Genomic DNA, 25,503 nt, shown 5'->3' on the forward strand with positions numbered 1-25,503 from the left:
ATGGCAGCGATCGAGAACACCTACAGGGAACCGACCTACGGCAATTGGCGACGTCCGCGGAAGGCCGGGATCGGTACTCTTGGCGGGCTGGCCACAGCAGGATTGTTTGTTGGCCTCATCATGACGGTGATTTGTTTCTTCGTCGGCGGCTGGTTCGCGGGGCTGGTTGCTCTGCTCGTCCTGGGGTTGGCGCTGGCCGTCGTCTCGGTGACCGACAAGCACAACAAGTCTGTGGGGGAGCGGGTCTTCGGCCGTTTGGCGTTCGGCCTGGGGCGGCTCAGGAAGACGAACATCTACCGTTCCGGCCCGTTGGGACTGACGCCCTGGGGCGAGTTTCAGCTGCCGGGGATCGCTGCCGGTTCCAAGCTGTACGAGTTCACCGACTCCTACGGGCGCCCGTTCGCGTTGATCCACCTTCCTTCCACCGCGCACTACACCGTTGTTTTCGGGACGCAGCCGGACGGGGCGTCGTTGGTCGATCCCGAACAGATTGATGCGTGGGTGGCTAACTGGGGCGGGTGGCTGGCTTCGTTGTCGAATGAACCTGCCGTCGTGGCTGCCTCCGTCACGGTCGAAACTGCCCCCGATTCCGGGGCGCGGCTGCGCCGGGAAGTTGAGTCGAACATCCACGACGACGCTCCCGCCATTGCCAAGGCCATGCTCCGGGAGGCCCTGAGAACCTACCCGCAGGGATCTGCCACCATCCGGGCCTGGGTCGCTCTGACATTCAGCGCGGCCGCCCGGGCAGGCGGCAAGCGGCGCACCGCCGACGAGATCGCAAAGGATCTCGCGTCACGGCTTCCCAGCCTCACCGAGCGGCTGGAATCCACCGGCGCCGGCGCGTGCGCACCGTTGGACGCCCAGGAACTGTGTGAGGTCGTCCGGGTCGCGTACGACCCTGCTGCGGCACGGCTCATCGACGAAGCCCATTACCAGGGCACGCCCGTTGAGCTGGACTGGAGCGACGTCGGACCGTCCGCCCACCAAGCCGACTGGGACGGCTACCGCCACGATTCCGGGCACTCGGTGTCCTGGTCCATGACGGGCGCACCCCGCGGCCACATCCTGGCCTCAGCCTTGGCCCGCCTGGTCGCACCGCACGGGGAGATTGCCCGTAAACGGGTCACTCTGCTGTACCGGCCGATCGAAGCCGGCCGCGCGGCCGCCATCGTGGAGTCGGACCAGACAAACGCCCTCACCCGGGCGTCCTCGACCAACCGGCCCACAGCCCGCGCCCTGGTCGACGCACGCGCAGCCCAGGCCACCGCAGCGGAGGAAGCCAAAGGGGCAGGGCTAGTCAACTTCGGCATGGTCGTCACCGCGACGGTGCTGTCCGCCCGTGACCTCGATGACGCCGTGGCCGTGGTGGAAGGCAACCTCGGCCCCTCGGCACGCCTGCTGTTACGGCGCGCCTACGGCTCACAGGATTCCGCCTTCGCCGCGTCCCTGCCGCTGGGACTGGTCCTGCCCAAGCACCTGAAGGTCCCCGAAGAGATCCGCGAGGCCATGTGATGTTCGGCAGCAAAACCACGCCCAAGCGCACCCAAGCCCCCGCCACTAAGCAGCCCCCTGCGACCAGGCTCGCGGCCGCGGTTGCCCGCCGCCCGGGCCTGCGGGGCTGGCGCGGCCAAGGTCAGGGCGAAGCCGTCTACGTCACGGCCGCCGACGAATGGCGCGGAACCTCGGTCCAAGTCTGCGGTCTCTGGCCATTCGTGGGCGGCAGTGGGACGCCGATCCTGGGGGTGCCGATCGGTGTTCACACCGACACCGGGGCCCCGTTCGGGGCTGATCCGATCAGCTGGTTCATGCACGGCATGATCAACAACCCCTCCATGTTTGTCCTCGGCCTGCCGCACTACGGCAAGTCCACCCTGGTCCGGCACATCGTCCTCGGCCTGGCAGGGAGGAGCATCAACCCGTTGATCCTCGGGGACCTGAAGCCGGACTACGTCGACCTGATCGAAGCCCTCGGCGGACAGGTCATCAGCCTGGGCCCCGGACGGGGCCACCTGAACGTCCTGGACCCCGGTGAAGCCACCGGCGCCGCCGCCAGGCTCCTCGCCTCCGCCGAAGAACACCGGACCAACGCGAACCGGGCCCTGAACGATCCAGAAAGCAACCAGGCCGCGGCCGTGCCGCTGCTCGCTGCAGCGGTGAAGGCGGAGAAGCTGGCCGAACAGCTGATGGCCGACTCGCACAACCGGCGCCTGAACATGATTACGGCGCTGATCACCATCGTGCGGAACGCCAAGCCCAGCGCCCACGAGGAATCCCTGATCGACCGGGCCCTGCACATCCTGGACGAGCGCCTGGACCGCGTGCCCCTGATCGGGGACCTGATCGAGGTCATCAAAGACGCGCCCGACGAGCTGCGGGCCATTGCCTTGGATCGTGGCGACATGAGCCGGTACCTCGACGCAACAGACCAGCTGCGCCAATCGCTGTACTCCCTGAACGGCTCGGGCCGGTTCTCGGACATGTTCTCCCAGCCCACCGACCAGCCGATGGACCTGACCAAACCCGTGGTCTTCGACCTGTCAGGGATCTCCGACACGCAGCGCGACATCCAGGCGGCCTGCCTGCTGGCCTGCTGGTCCACCGGGTTCGCCACCGTCCAGGTCGCCCACACCCTGGCCGACGCCGGCCTGGAACCGCGCCGGAACTACTTCGTTGTCATGGACGAACTCTGGCGGGCACTGCGCTCCGGTGAAGGCATGGTCGACCGGGTCGACTCCCTGACCCGCCTGAACCGGACCGAGGGCGTCGGGCAGGCCATGATCACGCACACCATGAGCGACCTCGAAGCCCTGCCCACCGAGGCCGAACGGATGAAAGCCCGCGGCTTCGTCGAACGCTCCGGCATGGTCGTCTGCGGCGCACTCCCCGGAGCCGAAATGGAAAAACTCAACAAAGCCGTCACCCTCTCCCGGGCCGAGCAAGCCCGCCTCATCTCCTGGGCTGACCCGGGGTCATGGACCGACGTCGGCGGATCCCGCAAACGCGTCCGCCCGGGCCTGGGCAAGTTCCTCTTCAAAGTCGGCGGCCGGCCCGGCATCCCCGTCGCCCTCAAACTGACCACCGTCGAGGAAAAACTGCACGACACGAACAAGCGCTGGACGATCAGCCGCAACGGCGAAGGGGAGAACTGATGGGCGCACCAAGCAGCGGCAAACGTTCACAGCTCGACACCGAAACAATCCTGCTCTGGATCTTCATCACCGTCGTGGTCCTCGGCGTCGGCTCGGTAACCGGCGCCGTGCACCTGGGCTCACTGCTGTCCAATGACGGGCAGAAGCTGCCGGCCAACCCGTTTGAACTGGTCTTCGGCCTGCTCTCGCACAAGGTCATCTGGCCGCCGGCCGCCACAGGGGTACTGATCGGCTTCGGTGTCCTCATCATCGTCGTGGCCGTCCTGGTGGTCCGAGCGGTCCTGCGCCGACGGTCCAAACGCTCCCGCGTGGACGCCGCAGCCCAGCACATGGCCAAAGGCCGCGACCTGCGCGCACTGAGCCTGCGCGGCGCCACGGCCACCGCCGAACGCCTCGGAGTGAAAGGATCACCCGGCGTCCCCGTCGGTAAGACCGTCCTGGGCGGGCAGATGGTCTACGGCTCCTGGGAAGACATGCACATCGACATCTGGGGACCCCGCACGGGCAAGACCACCTCCCGGGCCATCCCGGCAATCCTCGCAGCCCCGGGCGCCGCATTGGTGACCTCGAACAAGCGGGACATCGTCGACGGAACCCGCGACGTCCGCGCCGCAGAGGGCCCGGTGTGGGTGTTCGACCCGCAGTCAGTCGCCCTCGAGGAACCTTCCTGGTGGTGGAACCCCCTGTCCTACGTCACGGACGAAGTGCGCGCGGCGCGCCTGGCCGATCACTTCGCCGCCGGCTCCCGCGGCCCGGACGCCAAAACGGACGCCTACTTCGACCCGGCCGGGCAGGATCTCCTCGCCGGCCTCCTGCTCGCCGCTGCCCTCGACGGCCGGCCCATCACCCAGGTTCACACCTGGCTCACCCGCCCCGCCGAGGATGAAGCAGTGGACATCCTCAAGGCCCACGGCTTCGCCCAGACCGCCAACGCCGTCGGTGGCGTCATCAATGCCCCCGAGAAGCAGCGCGGCGGCGTGTACGGCACGGCGCTGCAGATGGCCTCCTGCCTCACCAACCGCCAGGTCGCCCGGTGGGTGACCCCGCAGGGCGAGAACGACACCCGGCCCCAGTTCGACCCGGCAGAATTCGTCCGCTCCAAAGGCACGCTGTACAGCTTGTCCAAGGAAGGCAAAGGCACCGCCGGCCCGCTCGTGACAGCACTGACCGTGGCCACGGTTGAGGCCGCCGAAGAACTCGCCGTCCACTCACCCGGCGGGCGGGTGGCCACGCCCATGGTCGGTGTTCTCGACGAAGCAGCCAACGTCTGCCGGTGGCGTGAACTGCCCAACCTCTACAGTCACTACGGCTCCCGCGGCATCGTCCTGATGACCATCCTCCAGTCCTGGTCCCAAGGCGTAGAAGTCTGGGGCCGCGACGGGATGCGCAAACTCTGGTCCGCCTCCAACATCAAGGTCTACGGCGGCGGCGTCGCCGAAGCCGAATTCCTCAACGAGCTCGCACAGCTCGTGGGCGAGTACCGGTACTCCAACATGACCAGAAGCCGCTCCAAACAAGGCACCTCCTACAACCACGACAACGACCGCAAAGAACGCACCCTGGACGTGTCGGACCTCGCCGCCTTCCCCCGTGGCCGGGCCATCATGTTCGCCTCCGGCGCCCCCGCCGCGCTGCTGGAGACAGTGCCGTGGATGAACGGGCCGCACGCTGAAGCGGTACGCGCCTCGATCACCGCACATGACCCGGCTAACAAGCCGGCGGCTGCAGCAGGGCACCGGTGGATCACCGCGGGTTCCTCTCATGAGTGAGGGCCTCGGGGAGTGGGACGACGAACTCGAGCACACCGCAGCCCCTACCGCGTCGACTGATGACGATGCCGACGCCCCTGAGCTGTTCTACCCGAACGTCGCCGAGTTCGTCAGCGGCAAGCTAGCCGTCACTTACCGCCGCCAGCTCAACGTGCAGGGCGGGGTGACTTGGTGCCCGCAATGGTGGAAACACGCCGAAGCGATCAGCCGCCTCGAAGCGCTCTGGCGTGCCTGGGAGTTCCTGCGCCTGGACGGCACCACAGGGATGAGCGTGTGGTGGCGCGACCACGCAGACCACCACATGTCCGTCCTGCTCTCAACAGACGGGCCGTTCAAAGGCTGCACCCCGGACGACGGCCACCGCTCCAAACTCGCACCACTACCCTGCGAGGAACCACCCGCAGGACTGTTCTAAACCGGCCGTTGCCCTCACTCAAGGTGACTACGACGGCTGTCCAAAGTTGGGGTCAATCCGGGTTATCCACGGCCGGAAATCGGGAGCCACCAGGAAAGCTCCCCTCAGCAGCAGTAGCGGTGGATAACCCCTCCAGGATTGTCCCCGGCTGTGGGCAGCGAAACCAATTGTCCGGACACCTCTGGATAATTGCGCGCAACGCTCTGGCCGGGTCGCTGCGTTGATCTGTTGCGGTCCGCAGACAGGTCAGGGGTCCCTGCCATGTATAGCGACCGACACCGTCTGCCGGTCGGTGGCCGACTACCCGGTCCTCCGTTCCCTTCCCGCTGCTTGGGAAGGGAACGGTCATCGTAGCGACCATCGCTGATACCTGGGCACGATGATTTCTATTCCAACCCGTCCTTTGTCCTTCCGGAGGTTGCCGGTTTGGGGTCCCCGCGACAATTTGTCGGGACGGGCCTGGCTGCGGTCATCTTAGAGGGCCGACACCGTTGGGCAAGCTGCAGCGTCAGGTCCAGCCCAACCCGCCCCCACAGATTCTTGAGGCAGACCGACCATACGCAAGAGAGAACACGGAGACTCGTGAACTCCTGGTCCCCGCGTTATTGACCCGAGTATTGACTAAAGTCCGCTACGGGTCCACTGTGAACGATGTGAGCGCCGGATTCATCAACGCCAAGTTTAAACGGCATTAACACTGCCCTTTGCTCAGTCAAAGTGATCACCCCAAAACGCCCGATTGGAATGTCTTCAATTCGAATAGGGACTAAATCCGGAGGGAGGACAGGAGAAGGTTATGGGAACTGATTCAAAACTGGTGGAATTTCCCCTTGAAAACGGCGACAGCATCCTCGTCCAAGTTTTCGACGGGAGAAGTGCTGACGGTGAGACCAGACGAGGTTGGGGCGACCGAGATGATCGAGTGGTCGAGCAAGCCCAGCAAAGCTTCGAACGCGCAGTGGCTCGCGTGCAGCCTGCCGTACAAGGTCTGCTGAACCAGCTGAGGTCGCTTGCGGAGACGCCGGAGCAGATACAAGTTGAATTCGGGCTTCAGCTTAGCGCCGAGGTCGGCGCATTTGTCGCTGGAGCGAGCACCAGCGGAAACTTTAAAGTGTCGATGACGTGGCATCGTCGCCCGGGATCTACCTAGGCCTGACGGGACGAAAACATAGCCGAGGCAACTATCGGTAAGACTTGATCATGATGCCACAGCACGCTTACTTGGATTTCGACCTACTATTTGAGCCCACACGTCAGGGTGGCTATCAGGCCCGCGTGCTCAAGTCTCCGGCGGGGGAGGTTCTGCCGGTCCCAGTGAAGGTTCCGTTCTCGGACCTGGAGCTTGAAAACTTTCTTTTGAGGGTTGGCCGCCCACGTCGCCAAGTCGTTCGAGGCATCAAGTCGCCTGAGGCCGCGGCTGTACTCGACTTTGGTGCCAAACTTTTCGATGCGGTATTCAAAGATCGGCTGCGTTCGGCGTTGACCACCAGTCTTGATCACGTTGAGGGTATGGACAACACCGGACTCCGCGTGCGCTTGCGGCTTTCAGATTGTCCAGAGTTGGCTGATCTGCCATGGGAATATTTGTACCATGGCGATCTCCGCCGGTATTTGGCCCTATCTGAGTGGACGCCAGTCGTTCGATATCTAGAACTGCAAGGTCGAATCCGGCCCCTTGCGGTGGATCCTCCATTGCGTATTCTCGTGATGGCCTCGAGTCCCAGTGACTTCGAGCCCCTAGACGCGTTGGCAGAGTGGAACAAAATTCGTCAGGCGCTGGACGGGCTGCAACAAGAAGGCCTGGTACAGCTGGACCGAGTTCCTGTCGGATCGCTTGCTGACCTACGCCGTAATTTGATGACTGGTCAGTACCACGTTTTCCACTTCATCGGCCATGGACGCTACGACTCGGAAGGGCAAGATGGCGTCCTCGCGCTAGAAGACCGCGCTGGACAGGCACACCTGGTCAGCGGAACGGATATCGGTGCGATCCTGCATGATCACAAGAGTCTGCGACTGGTAGTGCTTAATGCGTGTGAAGGTGCGCGGGGTGGTCTCCGGGATCCATATTCGGGCGTCGCACAAAGCCTCATTTACCAAGGCATTCCAGCCGTGGTGGCCATGCAATTTGAGATAACGGACAGGGCCGCCATCGCTTTCGCCCAAAGTCTGTACGAAACTGTTGCCAACGGCTATCCACTTGACGCCGCAATGGCCGCAGCCCGTAATGCAATCCGGGATGAGCCGAATCCCCTGGAATGGGCCACTCCGGTGCTCTACCTCCGTGCCCCCGATGGACGCATTTTCGACGTTCCACAACGCGGACATCCGGGCACGAATTCCCGAGTACGTCTTCCGATCCCGGAGCCTATTCAGACCCCTAGCCCAAGCGATGACGGGCGATATGGGCCTCCGACGCGCTCGGGCGACGCCAATTCTCCAGATGAACACGCCATTGTGTCATCGGTTCCGAACCCTGTGTCGGGGACGCCCTGGGCTGCGCGCGGCACTCGACTCAGCAAATGGAAATCAGACTGGCGTGTGGAAGTCACGCTCACTCAGGAGAAACACTCGATTGAGTTCCGGGAGGGGTGGAGGAAGGGTAATTTATCGATCGATGGTGTCCAGGTAGAAGAGAGCGGGCTGACGTATCGCGCTCTAAGGAGACACTCATACAAATTATCGGATGGTGATAAGATCCGCTCCTTGCGCCTTGCCGGTAGTTGGTTTGAATTTGGGTTCGCGGACAAATTCCTCGAGATATGGATTGATGAACAACTACTCCTTCGAATGCACATGTCCGAATAAGTTCGTTGAAAAGGGTGCAAAACCTTGTGATACCGGGCGCGGTTAGTATCTAGAGCACGCTCATCTCGCGGCCATCGCCGCCCCGCGGGCGCTCCCCGATCCGGACATCGGAACCTCCAGACTGTCGCCTTCCACCCCCGACCGATCTGCAGAGGACGCAGCTGACCGTCCATCCGGCGGTCCGAAGCAGCGCTCATCGCGAAGGAAACCGGCTTACTCGACCAGATCGTCGAAATGACAATGCAGCGGTGGGCGATGCCGGCACGCGCGTCAGCCGTCATCACCGGAAACGCCAAAGCGCGGCTGTGGACCGCGATGAAAGACTTCAGCATCACCAAGGCCGGAAGCCTCACCGCCAACCTCTACATCTGCAACCCGGGCTCCAACAACTGCACAGCAGCCAGCACCCCAGTGAGTATCACCAGCCAGGGCAGCTGGAGCGGCGGCAGCGCTTCCTGGGTCTCTGTCGACTTCGACCTGGGCAGCATTTCGGTGCCGAACAACCGCGTTCTGCAGCTACGCGTCAGCGTCGGGACCGCCAGTTCCGACGCCATCATCCGCGCCTACGACACCACCGCCCACCCGGCCCGGAGCACGATGGGATAGGGCTTTGGCACCCGGCTGAGTTACGTTCAATAGAAGCCCCCGCGAATCAGGGAAACTGACGGGGGAGGGAGCGGCGTTGATTCATGGGCTACTCCCTAGCGCCAGCTCGATGACCAAGGGCGCCCCGTGTCCGATCCTTAGGCGCTGCTTAAGCACCCATCAGCCAACACTGCCGAATGTCAGGTTGAAATCTTAGATCTCCTTGGAAATACGTCCAGAAACGCTGATCGGGACCCTATTCTGACGACTTTCCGGGCTGCATCCGACGTCAGGTTAGGGTGTACTCAAATCTGTTGATCACGTGCTGTGGCTGGTCTCTAATGGACGGGCGTTCTTCGGCCAGTTAGGGCCCGTCTATTGTAGGTTTCTTGGTCGAAGCTCGGTCGTGCGCCTCGGCCCGTCACGTGTACGCCAGGAACCTTCCCGCAACCGTGACTCCCATCCATGAGGCGAGAGAGACTGCAGCCGCGAGTCGTGCAGGCATAGGGGTCCGGTTCAGATCCCAGTCGCCGACACTGCGGTAGGTTCCCTTGTGGAAAATCAGAATGTTCAGTCCTGCGATCAATAGGAGGCCGAGCTTCCAAGGGGCGCTGCCGCGATCAGCGATGAGGCTCGCACCAGGCACGAACATGACCACACCAGTGATTACCGCGATCCCGAGGCCGAGGCGTGAGATGGGAAGGAGATACTTCGCGGCTTCCGTAACCGGCAGCTTGTGCTGGCCGAGTCCCAACAGACGAAGCTCGAAGGCCGCAGCCGGGCCGACGAGCAGGGCGATGCCGATGATGTGGATACTCTCGAGCATCGGATAGAGGTAGGTCGTGCCACGGATGGCTTCAGCGAATGCCGCGTTCTCGAGCCAGGCGAAGAAGTCGTCCATCGTGGGTGTCGTCAGACTCGACGCGAGCGTGCCCGCAGGTAGAGGGCTCCGCCTGCGGCGGCGACCAGTAAGGCGCCGGCCAAGATCACGCCGGCAGTCGATGGCATGCTCTCGGAAACCTGTTCTGTCGTCGGCTCATCCTGGCTGCTCTGAGCGGCAGACCCGTCGGCAGCGGGTGCACCTGTGCCAGGTTCTCCGGCCGCGGGGTATGGCACCGCCAGGGGCGTTGCTGGCAACTTGCTACCCAGTACTTGATTGACCGGGTGGCCGTCTTCGTACCAGAACACGACGGGACGAAACTCATCGTTGTGGCTCCTGCCTATATACCCGACGGCTTCGACCCGCTCGCCGTCTACGAGCGAGCGGTCAAGACCCCATCTGCCTGTGTAGCTCGGGGGTGCGATGACGACTTCCAGTGCTTGGTGGGAACCGTTGTAGGACGGTGCCGCTTTGATAGGGCCACTGTCCTCCGGAGCTCGCAGCTGCTCCGGCAGCGCCAGTTCGGGAGTGTCAGCAGGGAGATCTTTGTCGAGGGCCACCTTGAAGTAGGAGTGCGGTTCTCCCCAGCGAACCTGAGAGACGGTACCCGAGATGTAGTGGAGGCGGTCAGTGTCGAAATCGGCGAACCCGTGATGCGCCTGCGCAGCGTTCACGGGGAGCACGGCAAGCATTATCGAAGTGAAAAGGGACGCGGCGAATCTGGTGCGGCGACCCCCGGCGCCAGCCCGGGTTTTATAGGACGCGCTCTTGATTGGATGAAGGTCGAGCCGGTCCGTTCCAACGCTTCGCATTTCTGGACATTCCTTTCCCTCGCTGGTTGCTTACGGCTTCTGATGTAATTCCTCGTTACTTCGAGCAAAACAGCTTGTGATCGTTCTAGGGAGTCCCTGCTGTAACTGGTACTGGCAGAACCCCTAAACCAGACGCGGGTTTAGATTAACCACCGCCCCTCTGTTGGGGTGCGGCCTGGCAATGCCAACCCTCGAGCCTGCGATGTTCATCACCTGGGAACAGCACAGCCCGAGCCTCCCCATTAGTTGGGACTTCCACGCAGAACGTCCACGTGCACGTGATCGAGGTGTCGTAGGATCGCGTTGCTCGGTTCAGGTGCGTCGTAGTCCTGCCACTGTCCCCGGGTGCTGTGTACGCTCCACAATCGATCGTCGAAGATTACGTACTGGACGCCGAGATCCTCGGCGTGAGCGATGAGCCAGTGGGCCAAGATCCACCCGTCACGCCGGTTCTCCTCGCTCACGGGACGAAAGAAGATATCGATGGCCCGGCCGTCATAGTGCGTTGACTCTGCTCCGTGGCCCTGACTGATGCCACCTGGGGCGAAGCCGCCTAGGCTTTGCTCACCGAACACCTCGATCATCGCGGCGCGCAGCCGCTCGGCCCGCGGTGTCAGGCCGGTGACGGTCAGTTGCTGTTCTTGCAGATTAGGGGAGGCCCGCCCCTGACAAGTGAGACTGCCGCCAGCGTCTTCGAAGGGCCCCTCAGTCAGCCTCTGCAGCACCGACTCCTCGATTCCGGAGGTATCAGGGGCTTCCACCCCGCGGGCCGAGAGCGCAGCCGCTGTCGTGGCCAACTGTGCCTCGTCCCGGTTGAGCTCAACCTCTCCCTCGGCGGTCCTGACGATGCACTCTGGTCCTCCTCGCATCCAGCTTTCCTGGATCCGCAAGCTGCTGAGCAGGCTGGGCCCGAGGCGTGCCAGAGCCGACGCGAGCATCACGAGCAGGAAAAGCCACAAGAGTAGCTGACCGGCGCGGCGCCTTTCGCCACCGTTCGCATTCCTGCTCATCAGTAGCGCAGACCTGCATACATTGAGCTGACTTCGTCAGTGCCAGTGTCAGCAAAATCTTCCATATCGAAAGGCTATGCGCTGTGCGGTGACCGAGGGAGTCTCTGTCAGGGCCCCTTCACGTTCTGGTCCATTCCGGGCTAGCAGCGGTCGCGCCATCCCTCGAAAAGGGGGGAAGAAGCGGGTACGAGATCCGCAGGCAGGACACTTCCCCCTGCTCACGCTGCCCGCACCTGTCGGTCGGTGGCATCGGCCCATACACCCGGAGCTAAAGTGTGGCACCTTCCGCTGGGGGGCCTGCCAGAACCGGTTATGGCAGAGCCTCCCAACGCTTTTCTGATCCAACGTAACCTGTCTATGTGAATAGCAGAGACGAGGTACGACAGTTCCTTTCGACGCGCCGTGGACGCATCTCGCCTCAGCAGGCGGGGCTGGAAACGTTTGGCGGCCGACGCAGAGTGCCGGGGCTGCGCCGTGAAGAAGTCGCCCGTCTGGCAGGGGTCAGTGTTGACTACTACACACGGCTGGAACGCGGAAACCTCACCGGGGTCTCCGACAGTGTCCTGGACGCCATCGCCCGGGCGTTAGAGCTGGACCGCGCTGAACATGACCACCTCTACGACCTCGCGCGCACCGCCAACATGACGGGCAGGAAGCGTGCCACAGCACCCGCCCCTGCAGGGGTCCGATCTGAGCTTCAATACCTCCTAGACACCATCACCGGAGCTCCGGCCTTTATCGGAAACAACCGCATGGACATCGTGGCCGCCAACACGTTGGGCTACGCCCTGTACTCCGACATGTACCGCAGTACGGCCCGGCCGGCCAACCACTCCCGTTTCATCTTCCTCGACCCCCGTGCGCATGACTTCTACCCTGACTGGGAGAGGGCGGCGAATACCAACGTCGCCATCCTGCGCCGTGAGGCAGGCCGCACGCCCCACGACAAAGGCATCGCAGAGCTTATCGGAGAGCTGTCCATGCGCAGCGACGAATTCCGCATGCGCTGGGCGGCGCATAACGTCCGTCGCCATTACGCAGGGACAAAGCTTTTCCAGCACTCCGTGGTCGGCCTCCTCGAACTGAATTATCAGGTGCTGGGCCTGGACGACGATCCTGGACACTCCCTGACGGTTTATCCCGCCACACCCGGCAGTTCCACTGAGGAAGCACTGAAACTCCTCGCATCCTGGGCCGTCACAGTGAACATCGCTGAAGTGGTGTCGGCACACGCCCCGAGCCGCTAGTCCCGCCGCCCAGACCCGTCCACTTGTTCCGCCTGCTGAGCTACTGGAGCAGCAGTCTACGAGAGTGCGGAGGACTCAGAACCCGGCAGTCTGACTAGCTTTTTTCACCAGGCCCAAACGCTCCCGCGCCAATGACCTTGTCTCTGTCCCCGAGGGACCAGGCACAACATGACGCCGATAGCGCTCATTAATGCAGGACGTGGGTTCTGCCACTCGGCCGGTGATAGTCGGCATGGAAGGGGTTGGCAGGGGCGCCATTTGCCCGGCAGCGGCTCTAGCGCCGCAATACCTCCAGTGCTACATCCTCGACGAGGAGTAGGCCATTGCGCATAATTTTTGGCTGTTGAACGGGCACGAATTTTAGAGGGGTTCTGGCATAACCCGTTCCAGCAGGGACTCTCACTGCACGATCGGGCCGTGTTTTGCTCGAGAGTGCGACCGAAACGCACCAAGATACGTAACCGACGATCACGAGGATAGATACGATGAGCACGAACTTCGACGTAAACCACAACATGAGCGCCGGAGCAACAGGGGAGCGCGGTGTATCACGCCGCAACCTGATCAAGCTGACAGGCGCCGGTGCGGCGGCTCTCGGGTTGGCCAGTGCGGCGGGCCTGACAGGAGCAGAGCAGGCCTTCGCTGCTCCGGCCGACCGAAAAGACCTGGCTCCGGGGGACACCTCTAACGGCGCGGACAACTTCTACACCAGCGACCAGGTCACCGTCCGGAAGATCTCATTCAAGAACCGGTACGAGATGATGGTTGTCGGCAACCTGTTCGTTCCCAACAGCCTGAACCGCAGCACCACCAACCCGGCGTTGGTGGTGGGCCACCCCATGGGCGCCGTGAAGGAACAGAGCGCCAACCTTTACGCCACCAAGATGGCCGAGCAGGGTTACGTCACGCTCTCCTTCGACCTGTCCTTCTGGGGAGAAAGCGCCGGAAAGCCGGGAAACGCTGTGCTGCCCGACGTCTACGCTGAGGACTTCAGCGCCGCCGTGGACTACCTGCGCTCACGGCCCTTCGTGGACAAGGAGCGCGTCGGCGCCATCGGGATCTGCGGTAGCGGCAGCTTCGTGATCAGCGCGGCCAAGATTGACCCCCGGATCAAGGCCATCGCCACGGTGAGCATGTATGACATGGGTGCCGCCAACCGTGACGGGCTGCGGAAATCCGTCACCTTGGAACAGCGCAAGGCCATCATCGCCGAGGCGGCCGCGCAGCGGGACGTCGAATTCTCAGGCGGTGCAATCCAGTACACCGGCGGTACGCCGGAAGAGCTCACCGCAGCTTCCACTGCAGTTGACCGGGAGTTTTACGACTTTTACCGCACGCAGCGCGGATACCACCCGAACACCACCACGCACCCCGCCCTGGCCACCAACACCAAGTTCATGAACTTCCACCCGTTCAGGGACCTGGAGTTGGTCGCACCGAGGCCGCTGCTGTTTATCACCGGTGACCAGGCACATTCGCGGGAGTTCAGTGAAGAAGCCTACCGGCTCGCCACCGGCCCGAAGGAACTCTTCTGGGTCCCGGGAGCCGGCCATGTCGATCTTTACGACCGGGTCGGCCTTATCCCCTTCGACAAACTCACCGAGTTCTTCCGCGGCAATCTGAAGTGACGTATGGGGAGCCCCGTGCACTTCTGTCCGTGGGCTCCCCTTTCAACGCCCGTCTCTCACAAATTGTGGGTTATCTCGATTCGTTGAAATACCCGCGTCCGGCGGAGAACATGAAGCAGTAGCTAGTGTCTTTTTTGGGCTGACGGCGGCTTGGCGAGGTGAACGCGCATGGCGGTCCGCGCAGTAAGACGTATTCGTTCGCTCCTCCGTGCTCTTGCGTGTGGTGTCTGTTTCGGCATCGCCGGTCTGGTTTGGTCCTTGCCGCGTTTCCGTGCCCGCAGGCTGCGGCGGGCGGTAACGTGCCGGACCTGCGCATCGCACATGAGGAAACGCAACGTGGCAGTCTTCCTGGTTGCGGCGCTGCTGATCGCGGGGGCTGCTGCTCGCGCCCTCGAGGGCATTGCGCCGCAGATCATCTGCCACAGTCACATCACGGCCGACGGCCAAATCCGGCCGGAGCCTTTTCTTCAGATCTCACCCCCCATTGCCTGGGACATCACTCGAAACGTCCTTGTTGCGCCCATCAGCGGAGTAGGGGTCTTGGCCGGCCGGGTGTTGGGGATGGAGTCATGTTCCGGCCCACCCTTGCTGGTCATGTTCTGGCCGCCTCCCCGGACAAGCGGTGGCGGTAGCACTCTGGGTGACGTGTTCGTCGCGTGGATGCCACCGGGTGAAACGCGCGCCGGGCCCTTGAGTATCAACGGGTATGGGACTGAGGGCGAGCGGTTGTACGTCAGGTATGGCCCCAATATCTCCCAAGCCCGGGCTGAAGAGGAGGAACTCGGCTACCACGAGTCACGCCACGTGGACCAGTGGGCAGTAGCCAACCTCCTGGGAGGCCCGTTCGCCTTCCCGGCAGCCTACTTCCTTGATGATGCCCTCTTTCCCGCATCGCGCAATCACTTTGAGCGGGACGCCGGGCTCTCCTCGGGCGGATACACACCAGCCACCGATAACTGGCCGGCTCCGAAGTGGCCTGAGACGGCAGCCCTCGCTGCAGCAGGTTTGTTGATCTTCCGCCGACGTCTGCGGTGGTTCCTACGGGTCATCCGCGGCGGCCAAAGCCAGCGGACAGCTCATGAAGACCGCAGGTGCCCAGTACATACACGCGGCTGGAATCCAACAGCCAGTGTCTCTCCACCCTGCTGATTCAACTCAGGACCCGGAGCCGGGGGTCTGTCGGAATCAGATTAAGCAGGCCCCCGCTACGCCTGCGGACGTTCGGTTGGCCTGGCTTTCGGATAGATGAAATAAGTCGGATCAGGGGCGGATCCAAGACAATCTCTTCCTGCAGTTGCAGGCTAATAGGGAGCCATCGCGTCTAACCAAGCCGCCTCCGGCCCGGTACGCGCCCACACAACTCCGGGCTGGCCGCCTCTGGTAGGCACTGGCACCTAGCGAGAATTGCCCAGTAGTTTCCGGTTATCCTCCAGGCGGGGCCACAGGAGGACAGATCGACTTCGTCGGATTAGGGCACCTTGTGCCCGGCAGCCTGTATGAGGCCGTACCACTCGCCGCGAGTTAGTGGGATATCAGAGCCTGCCGCAGCGTCGATAATTCGGCCAGGTTTGGTGGTCCCGAGGACGACCTGGAATTCAGCAGGGTGGCGGGTGATCCAAGCTGTGGCGATGGCAGTCGTGGTCACTCCATACTTGGCCGCGAGGCGATCGAGTTCGGCATTGAGTTTGGTGTGTTCGTCGGCGCCGAAGAACACCCCGTCCTGGAAGCCTTTTTGGAAGGGTGACCATGCTTGCAAGGTGATTTTGTTGATGCGGGCGTAGTCGATAATGCCACCGCCGTCACGGGTTATTGAGTCCGCCTCGCCGGCCATGTTCGACGTGAGGCCTTGGGCGATGATTGTGGAGTGGGTAAGCGACAGTTGCACCTGATTCGCGACAATGGGTTGAGTCACAGCGGTCTTGAGTAGCTCGACCTGGCGGGGCGTGTGGTTGGAGACGCCAAAAGCCCGGACTTTCCCGCTGGCCTCCAGGTCATCGAACGCGCGTGCGACTTCTTCAGGCTCTACGAGCGCGTCCGGGCGATGCAGCAGCAGCACATCGATGTAATCGGTACCGAGCGCTTCCAGCGAGCCTTCCGCGGAGGCCATGATGTGGTCATACGAGGAGTCATAGTGCCACTCCTCAGCAACAATGCCTGTCTTGGTTTGCAGCGTAATCTGCTCACGCTCAGACGAGGTCAACTTTAGGGCTGAGGCGAAGCGACGTTCACAGGTGTGCCGCTGGCCGCCGTACAGGTCGGCGTGGTCGAAGAAGTCGATCCCGGCTTCACGCGCCGCCGTGTACAGCGCGCGCACTTCATCGTCGGAACTTTCCCTGATCCGCATCATCCCCGCAACGATGTTGGGCACCCGGCTGTCGGTCTGTCCAAAGGGAATGGTACGCATGGGTCCTCCGTATGTTCTCGAAAGTGAGTGAAGCTGACGAGCATGGCGATGGCACTTGCATGGATCTGCCCTTTGCCCCGATGGGACAAGACGGGTGCTGGCTAAGCAACTGTCTTGCAGGACAGCACCGGAAGCGCACGCCGTCGCCGCTCCGCCTTGTCGGTTGCCGGTGCCGGCAGCAGCCATAGGCAGGGGAGTCTTCGACTCAGGCTGGAACGCTCATAGAAGTCGCTAGACAATGCCGCCTCCGCGGGTTAGTGAAGTAGATCTCACATTACAGGATTTTTCTATTGACGATGTCCCACAATGCAGGATATCGTCACAGAAGTTGATTTTCGTGATCTGCCCCATAGTCCCGAAGAGCTGACGGACTATGAGGAAACCACCGCGCCAGGTGCCCGCTTGGGCGCCGTTTCCCCCTTCTTATCGCGCTTGTGCCTGCGGGAGCAGTGGGGTTGGGCTGCGATTGTTGTTCCGCTCAAGGAGGAGAAGGTTCATGTCGAGGAAAAACCTCACCGCTGATCGGCCTAGCCAGACAGCATCCGCCGTTGCCTTGCCGGCGTCAGGAATGGCCCCCCGCAAACCGCGGGAACCATCCGCCACGAGACGGCGAATCGGCTCCATCGCCTGGTCTTCGTTACCGCCCCTAGTGTTCGTAGCGATCCTGGTGGCTTGGGCTGCAGCGGTAGAACTGTTCAAAATTCCGGCATATCTCCTTCCCGGGCCCGTTGCTGTCTTCAAGCGTCTGTTCACTGATGCGGGCAGCCTTTGGGTCCACACGCAGTCCACTCTCGTTGTACTCATGGTCGGGCTTTTGCTCAGCATCGTCATCGGCATCCCGCTTGGCCTAGTCATCGCCTTGTCCAAGACCGCCAAACAGGTGGTTTACCCACCGGTCATAGTCCTGCAGCTGGTGCCAAAAATCGCCGTCGCTCCACTGCTGCTGGTTTGGCTCGGCTTCAGCCTTAACACGAAAGTTGCGCTGGTCGTTCTTATCACCTTCTTTCCCTTGCTGATGGCCAGCATCAGTGGGTTCCGGATTCTTGACGACAGGCTCCTGTACCTGACGCGCTCGATGGGCGCGAGCCGCTGGCAAACGTTCTGGGCGCTTCGCTTTCCAGCAGCGCTTCCCGTGATCTTTTCCGGAATCAAGACCTCGGCGACCATTGCCATCACCGGTGCACTTGTCGCGGAGTTCCTCGGCTCAAACAGCGGGCTGGGCTACGCCCTGTTGCGCGCAAGCGGCGCGATGGACACCGAATACATGTTCGCGATCCTGGTCATCCTGACGGTCATCGGCGTGATCCTCAATTACCTCGTGGAGGCAGTCGAATGGTTGCTGACGCCGTGGCAACGACGCGCTGCTTAGAACCTCACATCACAGGGACTCCGGGCCAACCATCGGCCGGTCCCAACGCTTTTCAATCTATTGGCAACAAAAACTAGAGGAATCGTTATGCAAAGAGGCATTACCAAGTTGCTCGCAGCTGCGTTCGCCGCGGGGGCAATGCTGCTCTCTGGCTGCGCTGCTACCCCTTCCGCCAACGGTACAGGCAGTGAAAACGCAGTCCGCTTTCAAATGCACTGGTCCTGGTCGGCTTCCACCGCAGGTTTCGCAGTCGCCCAGGCGGACGGCCTGTATAAGGAAGCCGGGATTGACGCAAAAATTGAACAGGGCACGGGATCGGGCACTGCAGTCCAGCTCGTGGCGAATGGCCAGGCAGACATCGGTATCGCCGACGCAGTGCCCATCAGTCAGCAGATTGAAAAGGGCGCCCCGCTGGTCATCGTTGCAACCGTGAACCAGGTGACCAACATTGCCATGCAGGTCCTGAATTCATCCGGGATCAACTCCGTACAGGACCTCAAGGGCAAAACCGTTGCCGTTCCCCAAGGTAGCGCCCATGCATTCCTGTTCCCCTTGTTCCTCGAGGCAAACGGCCTAACCGAAAAGGACGTCACCATTTCCAACGTTCCCTTTGCCTCCATGCCAGCGGCGCTGCTCCAGGGAAACGTTGATGCAATCGTGGGCGGCCAGGACACGGCAGTATCGCTCGAACAGCAGCACGCAGACTTCAAGAACTTCCCGTTCGCTGATCATGGCGTCTCCCCAGTCGCCCATTCAATTTTTACCACCCCAAATTTCGCCGAGAAGAACCCGGATGCGGTCAAGAAATTCGTTTCCGCGAGCCTCAAAGGCTGGGCTTCGGCACGCGAAAACCCCGAACACGCAGTGACAGCCGTCAAGCAGCTTCTCCCAGATTCCGCCAACGACACCGTACGGGCAGAACTTAAGTTCCTGCTCCCACTGCTGTGTGCTGCGGATGCAAACGCCATCGGTAAGGCCGAGGCTGCACACTGGCAGCAAAGCAACGACATTCTGACCAAAGCCAAGCTGCTCCCGGCTCCCTTGGACACGGCCAAATCCGTCTCCTACGATTTCCTTCCCCCGGCTTCTGAGTTGAAGAGCTGCAAGTAATTGAGCTGGGCAGGCCCTGGACTACATGACGACTCACCCGGGTCTGCCCATGGGTCACAGGACCAGACGTCAGTACCTACAGTCTGGGCTCACCTTGAGGGGTCGAGGTCAACAATGCGGATTCAGATCCATCACTGCACGGATCGAGAAAGGCACACCAGTGAACGACACAGCACTGCAGACAAGGGCGGCAGGCCTGCCCATTTCAATCAAGGGCGTCGCCAAAACGTTCAACAGCCCGTCAGGGAAGTCTTTTGAGGCGCTCAGGCCCGTTTCAATGGACATCAAGCCCGGGGAATTCATTTCAATCGTCGGACCGTCCGGTTGCGGCAAGAGCACCCTTATGCTCATGGTCGCGGGGCTCCTGGAACGATCCGACGGCGACATCCGTGTCGGTGGAACATCGGTAAACAAGCCCTTCACCGACATCGGAATCGCCTTCCAGGACCACCTCCTGCTGGATTTCAGAACCGCAATGGAAAACGTCCTGATTCACGCGGACATACGTGGGCTGGATAAGAAGGAACTGCGGTCCCGGGCGACCGAACTCTTCAAACAGCTACACATTGAGAAGGCAATAGATAAATACCCGCGCCAGCTCTCCGGCGGTATGCGCCAACGGGTGTCACTTATCCGCACCATCGTCCACGAACCGTCGGTGCTCCTGCTTGATGAACCGTTCGGGGCACTTGATGCCTTGACCCGTCTCCAGGTCAGGGCGGACCTCGAGGCCCTGTGGCTGCGCAACAGGCCCACTGTGCTCTTCATTACCCATAGTGTTGAAGAAGCCGTCGGCCTCTCCGACCGGATCTTCGTCATGAGCCCGACCCCCGGCGAGGTAGTCGATGAAATCGTGGTCGATCTCCCGCGCCCTCGTCCCCTCGCACTCGTCGAATCCCCCGACTTCGGAACGTACGTCGACAGGATCTACACCCACTTCGAACGGATGGGAGTTCTTCACGGCATCGAAATTCCCAAGCGAGGAAGCGAGTAGAAAGTAGCGGTTTCCGTTCGCGCAGCCACCGCCGTCGCCCAGGGCGGTGTGGGCTCCTTGTCCGCTGGGTCACGCCCAGCCCACGTGCTGCAGGGCCGTGGCTCCCATGGGCCTCACCCAGCATGTCCAACAGCAGTGAAGAGAGCGCACAAAGGCGCTACTGAAACGAATCCAGGGTTGTACGGCCCCACCGATTGAGTCCGGGCTTTTTGCCCCGTTTTGAAGGAGTTTTTGAGTATGAGTACGAAGGTGTCGGAGGAGTTTGATGTGAGCGTGGGTGGGGGAGTGCGCCGCGTGGGGTTGATTTCGGCTGCCGGTGTGGTGGTCCCTTCGGATGGGTATGAGATGGAGATCCAGAACCCGGCCACGGGTGAGGTGATCGGTTCCCTGCGCGAGGCCGATGCTGCTGACGTAGACGCTGTGGTCGCCGGTGCGAAGGCGGCGTATGAAAAGGTCTGGCGCCGCACCGCGCCCGAGGTCAAGGCCAGGATGCTTACCGCCTGGGCGGATGCGATCACCGCGCACCGTGAGGAACTGGCCGATATCGAGGTCTCCGATGTCGGACACCTGCGCCGCGAGGCCATGGCCGACATCGACAACAGCGCCCGGGTCCTTCGCTACTACGCCGGCCTGGCCGACAAAATCGAAGGCCGCACGTTCGCGCAGCTGCCCGACCGGCTCTCCTACGGACTCGACGAACCCTTCGGCGTCGTCGCCGGCGTCAGCCCTTACAACGGCAACGCGAACTTCGTCGCCCTGAAAGCAGGACCGGCCCTGGTCGCCGGGAACTGCATCGTGATCAAGGCCCCCGAGGTCGCCCCGTTACTGAATGACCGGATGGACCAACTTGCCCTCGAAGCCGGGCTTCCGGCAGGTGACGACAACGTCGTCACCGGCCGCGGAGACAAGGTAGCGCCCCTGCTCACCGAGCACCCGGACAACGGAATGATCGCCTTCACCGGCGGGCCAGGCTCGGGACGGGCCATCATCCACCAATCAGCGGCCAACATCGTGCCGACGTTCCTGGAGCTCGGCGGTAAGAGCCCGGCCATCCTGCTCCCGGACGCGGACCTGGACATCGCCATCCCGTCACTGCTGCACTCAAACTTCGCCAAGAGCGGCCAAAGCTGCGTCACCGGTTCCCGGATCTTCGTCCCGGACTCAATGTACGCCGAGGTCACCGAACGGCTCGGGAAAAAGGCCAAAACGGTCCGGGTCGGGCTGCCCACCAAGGAATCCTCACAAATGGGCACGCTCATCAACCGCCAGCACCGCTCCCGCGTCGATGCCCTGGTCAAAAGCGCGATCGACGCCGGCGCGGTCGCCCTGGCCGGCGGCGGCCCGGCAGAAGAGGGCGAACTCGCCAACGGCGCGTTCTACCAGCCCACCGTCCTGGCAGAAGTCACCGACACCAACCCCGCAGCACGCAACGAGGCCTTCGGCCCAATGGCAAGCGTCCTGTCCTACACCGACACCGACGAAGTCATCGCCCGCGCCAACGCCTCCGAATTCGGACTCAGCGCCCAAATCTGGGGCAACGACGCACGAACCATCCAACACCTCGCCAAAGAACTCATCGCGGGAACGGTATGGGTCAACACCTACCGCTCCTTCCACCCCACCGTCCCCTTCGGCGGCATGAAACAAAGCGGCTTCGGCAAAGAAAACGGCTTCGACTCCATCGCCATGTACACCCGCCGCAAAGCAGTCGTCTGGGACCTCACCACCAAACGCGACCTCCCCTACAACTGACTACCAGCGCTGTCTGCCGGCTGACCTGCCGGGTTGGAGTCTGCTTGCCGAGATCGGTCGGGGTACCGGTGCCGTGTAAGCCTGCCGCGGGCCGGTCGTTCAGGCACCCCAGGAAATGAAGAACTACAAACAAGGAAACGTACGACATGAGTGACTATGAAGAGCCGCGTACTGAACGGCTCAAAGGGCGCCGGATCATTATCACGGGCGCCGCTTCCGGCATCGGAAAAAGCACCGCACAGCTGTTCGCGCGCGAAGGCGCGGCGGTTGGTCTGCTTGATCGTGACAAAGAGAAACTGCATGAAGCCGCTGAAGAGATCGGGGGTGCGGCCTTTCCCGTCGACATTACCGACGATGAGGCGGTTGCCAGGGCCGTCTCGGAAGCCGCAGCCGCCCTCAGCGGAATTGATGGTGTAGTTAACGCGGCGGGCATTATGTTTCGTGGGCACGCGGCCGACGTGCCGGCGCAGGACTGGCGCAGGGTGATCGATATTAATCTCACCGGCACCTACAACGTAGTCCGCAGCTGCATACCTTGGCTGCTGCAGGAGGCATCACCAACGGTCGTCACGATCGCCTCGGCGGCGGGGCTGCTGCCGAACTCGCCCGGGTACACGGCCTACGCTGCTTCCAAAGGCGGAGTCATCGCGCTGACGAAAGCCCTGGCCGCGGAACTGGCACCTACAGTCCGGGTAAACACTGTGTGCCCTGGCATGGTCGATACAGCCATGGCGGATGGACATAGGGGAAACGTTGGAAACTACGCGCTTAATCGCCTAGCTGACCCAATAGAAATCGCCCGCGCCATTCTTTTCCTTTCGACCCCGGAATCGTCCTACATCACGGGATCGGCCCTTGCAACAGACGGCGGCAGGTCCTTCCACTGATCCTTATCGCGACTATTGCACCGGATGGCAGACCCCTCTAAAGGGGGTCTGCCATAACCCGTTTCAGCAGGGCCCTCGCTACGTATGCAGGGCGCCGGTTTGATGGAGATATCCATCGCAGCAAGCACATAAGGAGTACCAAGGATGCGCGCAACCATTCTCCACGCCCCCGGCGACGTCCGCGTCGAGGACCGCGACAGGCCTGTCGTCCAGGAACCCACGGACGCCATCATCAAACTCGTCGCCACTTGTGTGTGCGGGTCGGACCTGTGGCCCTACCGGGGTGATGACGCTCTGACCGAACCCGTCGCCATGGGCCACGAGTACGTGGGCATCGTAGAGGAGATCGGCGCGAACGTACACAACATTCGAGTGGGCCAGTTCGTCGTCGGCTCCTTTTTCGCTTCAGACAACACCTGCGAAATTTGCCGCTCCGGCTACCAAAGCGGCTGTGTGCACCGGCAGGGTGTGGGTGGCGCACAGGCGGAGTACATGCGCGTTCCTTTGGCTGACGGCACCTTGGTGGCCACCCCTGGAATTCCCGACGCTGACAAGATCCCCGCACTGCTCGCTGCCTCCGATGTTCTAGGCACAGGCTGGTTCGCCGCCAAAGCCGCAGAAGTCGGACCCGGTAAAACTGTTGCGGTGGTGGGCGACGGCGCCGTGGGCCTCCTGGGCGTCCTGGCAGCGAAGCACATGGGCGCTGAGCGCATCATCGCCATGTCCCGCCACGCCGACCGGCAGGCTCTTGCCCGCGAGTTCGGTGCCACAGACATCGTGGAGGAACGGGGCGACGAAGGCGTGGAGAAGATCAAGGAACTCACCGGCGGCTTGGGCGCGCATTCGGTCCTCGAAGCCGTGGGAACGCAGGAATCCATGATGCAGGCCATCCGCGCAACACGCCGGGGCGGCCACGTCGGATACGTCGGGGTTGCCCACGATGTCGAACTGCCAGGCCTGGAAATGTTCTTCTCGCACGTGCACCTGCACGGCGGCCCCGCCCCCGTCCGGGATCACCTTCCCGAACTGATCGACCTCATCCTCACGGGCCGGATCAACCCCGGAAAAGTCTTTGACCTCGAGCTGCCCCTTGACCAGGCAGCCGAAGGTTACAAAGCCATGGACGGACGCCGCGCCATAAAGGTGCTCCTGCGCCCCTAGTAACAGACGAGGACCAGACAGCCTGTGCCTAGCTCGGCATACGGGGAAAAAGGTGCGGCTGTGCTGCTCAAAGCTGGTGGAATAACGTGCTCAGATTCAAGGAATGGATGACAAGATGACAACAATCGCAATCATCGGTGCAGGCAGGGGACTCGGGGCCGCAACGGCGAAGCGTTTCGGGCGTGGCGGCTTCGATGTCGCCCTGATTTCGCGCAGGCAGGAGCATGTTGATCTTCTCACTCGCGACCTCGTCAATGAGGGGATCAAGGCACAGGGCTTCGCCGCAGACGTGGAGAACCGCCAGTCGCTGAGCGCTGCTCTGGAACGGGCGGCAACTGAGCTCGGTCCGATCGAAGTGCTTCAGTACAGCCCGGTCCCGAGGAAAGAGTTCCTGCGTCCTGTGCTGGAAACGACAGCTGACGACCTTGCAGCAGCAGTCGCATTTTCCATTCTCGGGCCGGCCACAGCCGTCCAGCAGGTCCTTGGCGGTATGCGTCAGCTGGGCCGAGGAACCATCCTGTTTGTCAATGGTTCCAGCGCCGTCCGCCCCAATGAACAGGTGGCCGGAACCTCAACCGCCTTCGCCGGTGAGTCAGCTTACGCATCAATGCTGCACACGGCGCTGCAGCCTGAGAATATCCAGGTCAGGCAGCTCATTATCCCCGGGGCGATCGGTGGCGGTGACCCGGCTTTCGCTCCAGACGCCCTGGCGGATCAGCTCTGGGAACTGCACACAGAGCCTGGAATTCTCCGCAAGACCGTAAGCGAAAACTGAACGGAGGGTCCGCCGCACGCTCTAGGTTGCAGTACGGGACATTGGTCTTCAGGCAGACTCACGATTGTTGCGCGGCACGCTAATCAGTTTCCGGGCCGGTGCAGAAGGGACAGTCTCTGTTTCCGCCTCCATCGCAAAACTGGGTTCTGTACATATCCAACGGCGACGGTTCGCTCGTGGCGGTCTGCGTCGGAGTTTCCACGTCGCGGCCTTTCCCTTCCTCGCACCTATGAAATAATTCCGGATCTCGCTGCGGTCCTGTATAGATCGCCGGGGCCGGCCGGTTGCGGGTACGGCCGGCGCCGGCAAGACTTGTCGATCATGAGTCCGCGTCTTTATCACTCTGCCGGAGACTTATGCAGACCCGCACCTCAGCCGGGCCCCTCCGGCGAGGGTGCGGACCGGATAGTTTGTTCCTTTTCCCCGAGCGGAACGAAGACCCGCGGTTCTACCCCGTCGGCCGCTAACCAGAAGCCGGACTTGTCTTGCATGACTGCTTCGATGGGGCCCCGTCGCGTCCCGATCCGCGGTGCCTGTACTTCGATGTATTCGCCCGGTACCAGCTTCCAGCTACCGGCCTTCCGATCCTTTTGCTCATCTTCAGGAGTCATTTTTTGTCCCTTGAGTCAGTGGCTGAATTTGGTCAGGCGTGACGCCCCCTCGATGCCAGGAGACGTCGTGCCTCGACGGTCCTTGCTAGTGCCTGCCTTGAGACGCCCACGACCCGCGCGGCGGGATGCCAACAGGT

At 62.2% G+C, this 25,503-nt stretch carries 21 protein-coding genes; 17 read left to right on the top strand and 4 right to left on the bottom strand.

The features are described from left to right. The 7 genes from ACFTR6_RS19325 (at window position 1) to ACFTR6_RS19355 (ending at window position 8,747) form a co-directional block, all read left to right on the top strand. Complete coding sequence (locus ACFTR6_RS19325; RefSeq protein ID WP_377959139.1) at window positions 1-1,512, top strand: SCO6880 family protein; 1,512 nt, start codon at window positions 1-3, stop codon at window positions 1,510-1,512. Then, a complete protein-coding gene (locus tag ACFTR6_RS19330) occupies window positions 1,512-3,149 on the top strand; it encodes an ATP/GTP-binding protein (RefSeq protein ID WP_377959102.1) in 1,638 nt (545 codons plus the stop codon). Before ACFTR6_RS19325 ends, ACFTR6_RS19330 begins: the two co-directional genes overlap by 1 nt. After that, window positions 3,149-4,918 (top strand): type IV secretory system conjugative DNA transfer family protein, encoded by a 1,770-nt coding sequence (locus ACFTR6_RS19335; RefSeq protein ID WP_377959103.1) that lies wholly within the window; start codon window positions 3,149-3,151, stop codon window positions 4,916-4,918. The genes ACFTR6_RS19330 and ACFTR6_RS19335 overlap by 1 nt, the downstream gene beginning before the upstream one ends. Further along, window positions 4,911-5,333 (top strand): DUF4913 domain-containing protein, encoded by a 423-nt coding sequence (locus tag ACFTR6_RS19340; RefSeq protein ID WP_377959104.1) that lies wholly within the window; start codon window positions 4,911-4,913, stop codon window positions 5,331-5,333. The genes ACFTR6_RS19335 and ACFTR6_RS19340 overlap by 8 nt, the downstream gene beginning before the upstream one ends. A gap of 796 nt (window positions 5,334-6,129) precedes the next feature. Then, a complete protein-coding gene (locus ACFTR6_RS19345; protein WP_377959105.1) occupies window positions 6,130-6,483 on the top strand; it encodes a CU044_2847 family protein in 354 nt (117 codons plus the stop codon). 50 nt (window positions 6,484-6,533) lie between these two features. Then, window positions 6,534-8,141 carry a CHAT domain-containing protein gene (locus ACFTR6_RS19350; RefSeq protein ID WP_377959106.1) on the top strand — a complete coding sequence of 536 codons (1,608 nt, stop codon included), beginning with the start codon at window positions 6,534-6,536 and terminating at the stop codon, window positions 8,139-8,141. Window positions 8,142-8,375: 234 nt separating this feature from the next. Continuing rightward, window positions 8,376-8,747, top strand: a complete 372-nt coding sequence (locus tag ACFTR6_RS19355) for a hypothetical protein (protein ID WP_377959107.1) — start codon at window positions 8,376-8,378, stop codon at window positions 8,745-8,747. Window positions 8,748-9,147: 400 nt separating this feature from the next. On the opposite strand, the gene ACFTR6_RS19360 is transcribed toward ACFTR6_RS19355, so the two are convergent. The 3 genes from ACFTR6_RS19360 to ACFTR6_RS19370 all read right to left on the bottom strand — a co-directional run bounded on the left by ACFTR6_RS19360 (window position 9,148) and on the right by ACFTR6_RS19370 (window position 11,287). Beyond that, complete coding sequence (locus ACFTR6_RS19360; protein ID WP_377959108.1) at window positions 9,148-9,627, bottom strand: hypothetical protein; 480 nt, start codon at window positions 9,625-9,627, stop codon at window positions 9,148-9,150. A gap of 11 nt (window positions 9,628-9,638) precedes the next feature. Further along, window positions 9,639-10,298 carry a DUF6152 family protein gene (locus tag ACFTR6_RS19365; protein ID WP_377959109.1) on the bottom strand — a complete coding sequence of 220 codons (660 nt, stop codon included), beginning with the start codon at window positions 10,296-10,298 and terminating at the stop codon, window positions 9,639-9,641. 362 nt (window positions 10,299-10,660) lie between these two features. Continuing rightward, on the bottom strand, window positions 10,661-11,287 hold the full coding sequence (locus tag ACFTR6_RS19370) for a hypothetical protein (protein ID WP_377959110.1): 627 nt from the start codon (window positions 11,285-11,287) through the stop codon (window positions 10,661-10,663). Window positions 11,288-11,787: 500 nt separating this feature from the next. Between ACFTR6_RS19370 and ACFTR6_RS19375 the strand changes: the two genes are divergently transcribed. Together ACFTR6_RS19375 and ACFTR6_RS19380 are read left to right on the top strand one after the other, a co-directional pair. Then, on the top strand, window positions 11,788-12,675 hold the full coding sequence (locus ACFTR6_RS19375) for a helix-turn-helix transcriptional regulator (protein WP_377959111.1): 888 nt from the start codon (window positions 11,788-11,790) through the stop codon (window positions 12,673-12,675). 485 nt (window positions 12,676-13,160) lie between these two features. Beyond that, complete coding sequence (locus ACFTR6_RS19380) at window positions 13,161-14,303, top strand: alpha/beta hydrolase (protein WP_377959112.1); 1,143 nt, start codon at window positions 13,161-13,163, stop codon at window positions 14,301-14,303. A gap of 1,468 nt (window positions 14,304-15,771) precedes the next feature. Here the strand turns inward: ACFTR6_RS19380 and ACFTR6_RS19385 are convergent. Then, the gene (locus tag ACFTR6_RS19385; RefSeq protein ID WP_377959113.1) at window positions 15,772-16,707 is read right to left on the bottom strand and encodes an aldo/keto reductase family oxidoreductase; all 936 of its coding nucleotides are present in this window, start codon (window positions 16,705-16,707) and stop codon (window positions 15,772-15,774) included. A gap of 306 nt (window positions 16,708-17,013) precedes the next feature. On the opposite strand from ACFTR6_RS19385, the gene ACFTR6_RS19390 reads away from it, so the two are divergent. The 8 genes from ACFTR6_RS19390 to ACFTR6_RS19425 all read left to right on the top strand — a co-directional run bounded on the left by ACFTR6_RS19390 (window position 17,014) and on the right by ACFTR6_RS19425 (window position 24,755). After that, window positions 17,014-17,229, top strand: coding sequence for a hypothetical protein (locus tag ACFTR6_RS19390; protein WP_377959114.1), 216 nt, complete (start codon window positions 17,014-17,016; stop codon window positions 17,227-17,229). Between the two features lie 127 nt (window positions 17,230-17,356). Next, window positions 17,357-18,076, top strand: coding sequence for an ABC transporter permease (locus ACFTR6_RS19395; protein ID WP_377959115.1), 720 nt, complete (start codon window positions 17,357-17,359; stop codon window positions 18,074-18,076). 108 nt (window positions 18,077-18,184) lie between these two features. Continuing rightward, window positions 18,185-19,186: an ABC transporter substrate-binding protein gene (locus tag ACFTR6_RS19400; RefSeq protein WP_377959116.1), complete on the top strand. Its 1,002-nt coding sequence runs from the start codon at window positions 18,185-18,187 to the stop codon at window positions 19,184-19,186. 160 nt (window positions 19,187-19,346) lie between these two features. After that, the gene (locus ACFTR6_RS19405) at window positions 19,347-20,180 is read left to right on the top strand and encodes an ABC transporter ATP-binding protein (protein WP_377959117.1); all 834 of its coding nucleotides are present in this window, start codon (window positions 19,347-19,349) and stop codon (window positions 20,178-20,180) included. A 237-nt stretch (window positions 20,181-20,417) separates the two neighbouring features. Next, window positions 20,418-21,932 (top strand): aldehyde dehydrogenase family protein, encoded by a 1,515-nt coding sequence (locus ACFTR6_RS19410; RefSeq protein ID WP_377959118.1) that lies wholly within the window; start codon window positions 20,418-20,420, stop codon window positions 21,930-21,932. 146 nt (window positions 21,933-22,078) lie between these two features. Next, the gene (locus ACFTR6_RS19415; RefSeq protein ID WP_377959119.1) at window positions 22,079-22,819 is read left to right on the top strand and encodes an SDR family NAD(P)-dependent oxidoreductase; all 741 of its coding nucleotides are present in this window, start codon (window positions 22,079-22,081) and stop codon (window positions 22,817-22,819) included. Between the two features lie 144 nt (window positions 22,820-22,963). After that, the gene (locus tag ACFTR6_RS19420) at window positions 22,964-23,980 is read left to right on the top strand and encodes a zinc-dependent alcohol dehydrogenase family protein (protein WP_377959120.1); all 1,017 of its coding nucleotides are present in this window, start codon (window positions 22,964-22,966) and stop codon (window positions 23,978-23,980) included. A 103-nt stretch (window positions 23,981-24,083) separates the two neighbouring features. Then, on the top strand, window positions 24,084-24,755 hold the full coding sequence (locus ACFTR6_RS19425) for an SDR family NAD(P)-dependent oxidoreductase (protein ID WP_377959121.1): 672 nt from the start codon (window positions 24,084-24,086) through the stop codon (window positions 24,753-24,755). Window positions 24,756-25,503 lie beyond the last annotated feature (748 nt).

Source organism: Arthrobacter sp. NPDC057009, from assembly GCF_042673905.1.
Taxonomy (GTDB): Bacteria; Actinomycetota; Actinomycetes; order Actinomycetales; family Micrococcaceae; genus Arthrobacter.

Coding starts and splice junctions, on each gene's coding strand:
- ACFTR6_RS19325 (WP_377959139.1), top strand. CDS start 1: ATGGCAGCGATCGAGAACACCTACAGGGAACCGACCTACGGCAATTGG.
- ACFTR6_RS19330 (WP_377959102.1), top strand. CDS start 1,512: ATGTTCGGCAGCAAAACCACGCCCAAGCGCACCCAAGCCCCCGCCACT.
- ACFTR6_RS19335 (WP_377959103.1), top strand. CDS start 3,149: ATGGGCGCACCAAGCAGCGGCAAACGTTCACAGCTCGACACCGAAACA.
- ACFTR6_RS19340 (WP_377959104.1), top strand. CDS start 4,911: ATGAGTGAGGGCCTCGGGGAGTGGGACGACGAACTCGAGCACACCGCA.
- ACFTR6_RS19345 (WP_377959105.1), top strand. CDS start 6,130: ATGGGAACTGATTCAAAACTGGTGGAATTTCCCCTTGAAAACGGCGAC.
- ACFTR6_RS19350 (WP_377959106.1), top strand. CDS start 6,534: ATGATGCCACAGCACGCTTACTTGGATTTCGACCTACTATTTGAGCCC.
- ACFTR6_RS19355 (WP_377959107.1), top strand. CDS start 8,376: ATGACAATGCAGCGGTGGGCGATGCCGGCACGCGCGTCAGCCGTCATC.
- ACFTR6_RS19360 (WP_377959108.1), bottom strand. CDS start 9,627: ATGGACGACTTCTTCGCCTGGCTCGAGAACGCGGCATTCGCTGAAGCC.
- ACFTR6_RS19365 (WP_377959109.1), bottom strand. CDS start 10,298: ATGCTTGCCGTGCTCCCCGTGAACGCTGCGCAGGCGCATCACGGGTTC.
- ACFTR6_RS19370 (WP_377959110.1), bottom strand. CDS start 11,287: ATGCGAGGAGGACCAGAGTGCATCGTCAGGACCGCCGAGGGAGAGGTT.
- ACFTR6_RS19380 (WP_377959112.1), top strand. CDS start 13,161: ATGAGCACGAACTTCGACGTAAACCACAACATGAGCGCCGGAGCAACA.
- ACFTR6_RS19385 (WP_377959113.1), bottom strand. CDS start 16,707: ATGCGTACCATTCCCTTTGGACAGACCGACAGCCGGGTGCCCAACATC.
- ACFTR6_RS19390 (WP_377959114.1), top strand. CDS start 17,014: ATGCAGGATATCGTCACAGAAGTTGATTTTCGTGATCTGCCCCATAGT.
- ACFTR6_RS19410 (WP_377959118.1), top strand. CDS start 20,418: ATGAGTACGAAGGTGTCGGAGGAGTTTGATGTGAGCGTGGGTGGGGGA.
- ACFTR6_RS19415 (WP_377959119.1), top strand. CDS start 22,079: ATGAGTGACTATGAAGAGCCGCGTACTGAACGGCTCAAAGGGCGCCGG.
- ACFTR6_RS19420 (WP_377959120.1), top strand. CDS start 22,964: ATGCGCGCAACCATTCTCCACGCCCCCGGCGACGTCCGCGTCGAGGAC.
- ACFTR6_RS19425 (WP_377959121.1), top strand. CDS start 24,084: ATGGATGACAAGATGACAACAATCGCAATCATCGGTGCAGGCAGGGGA.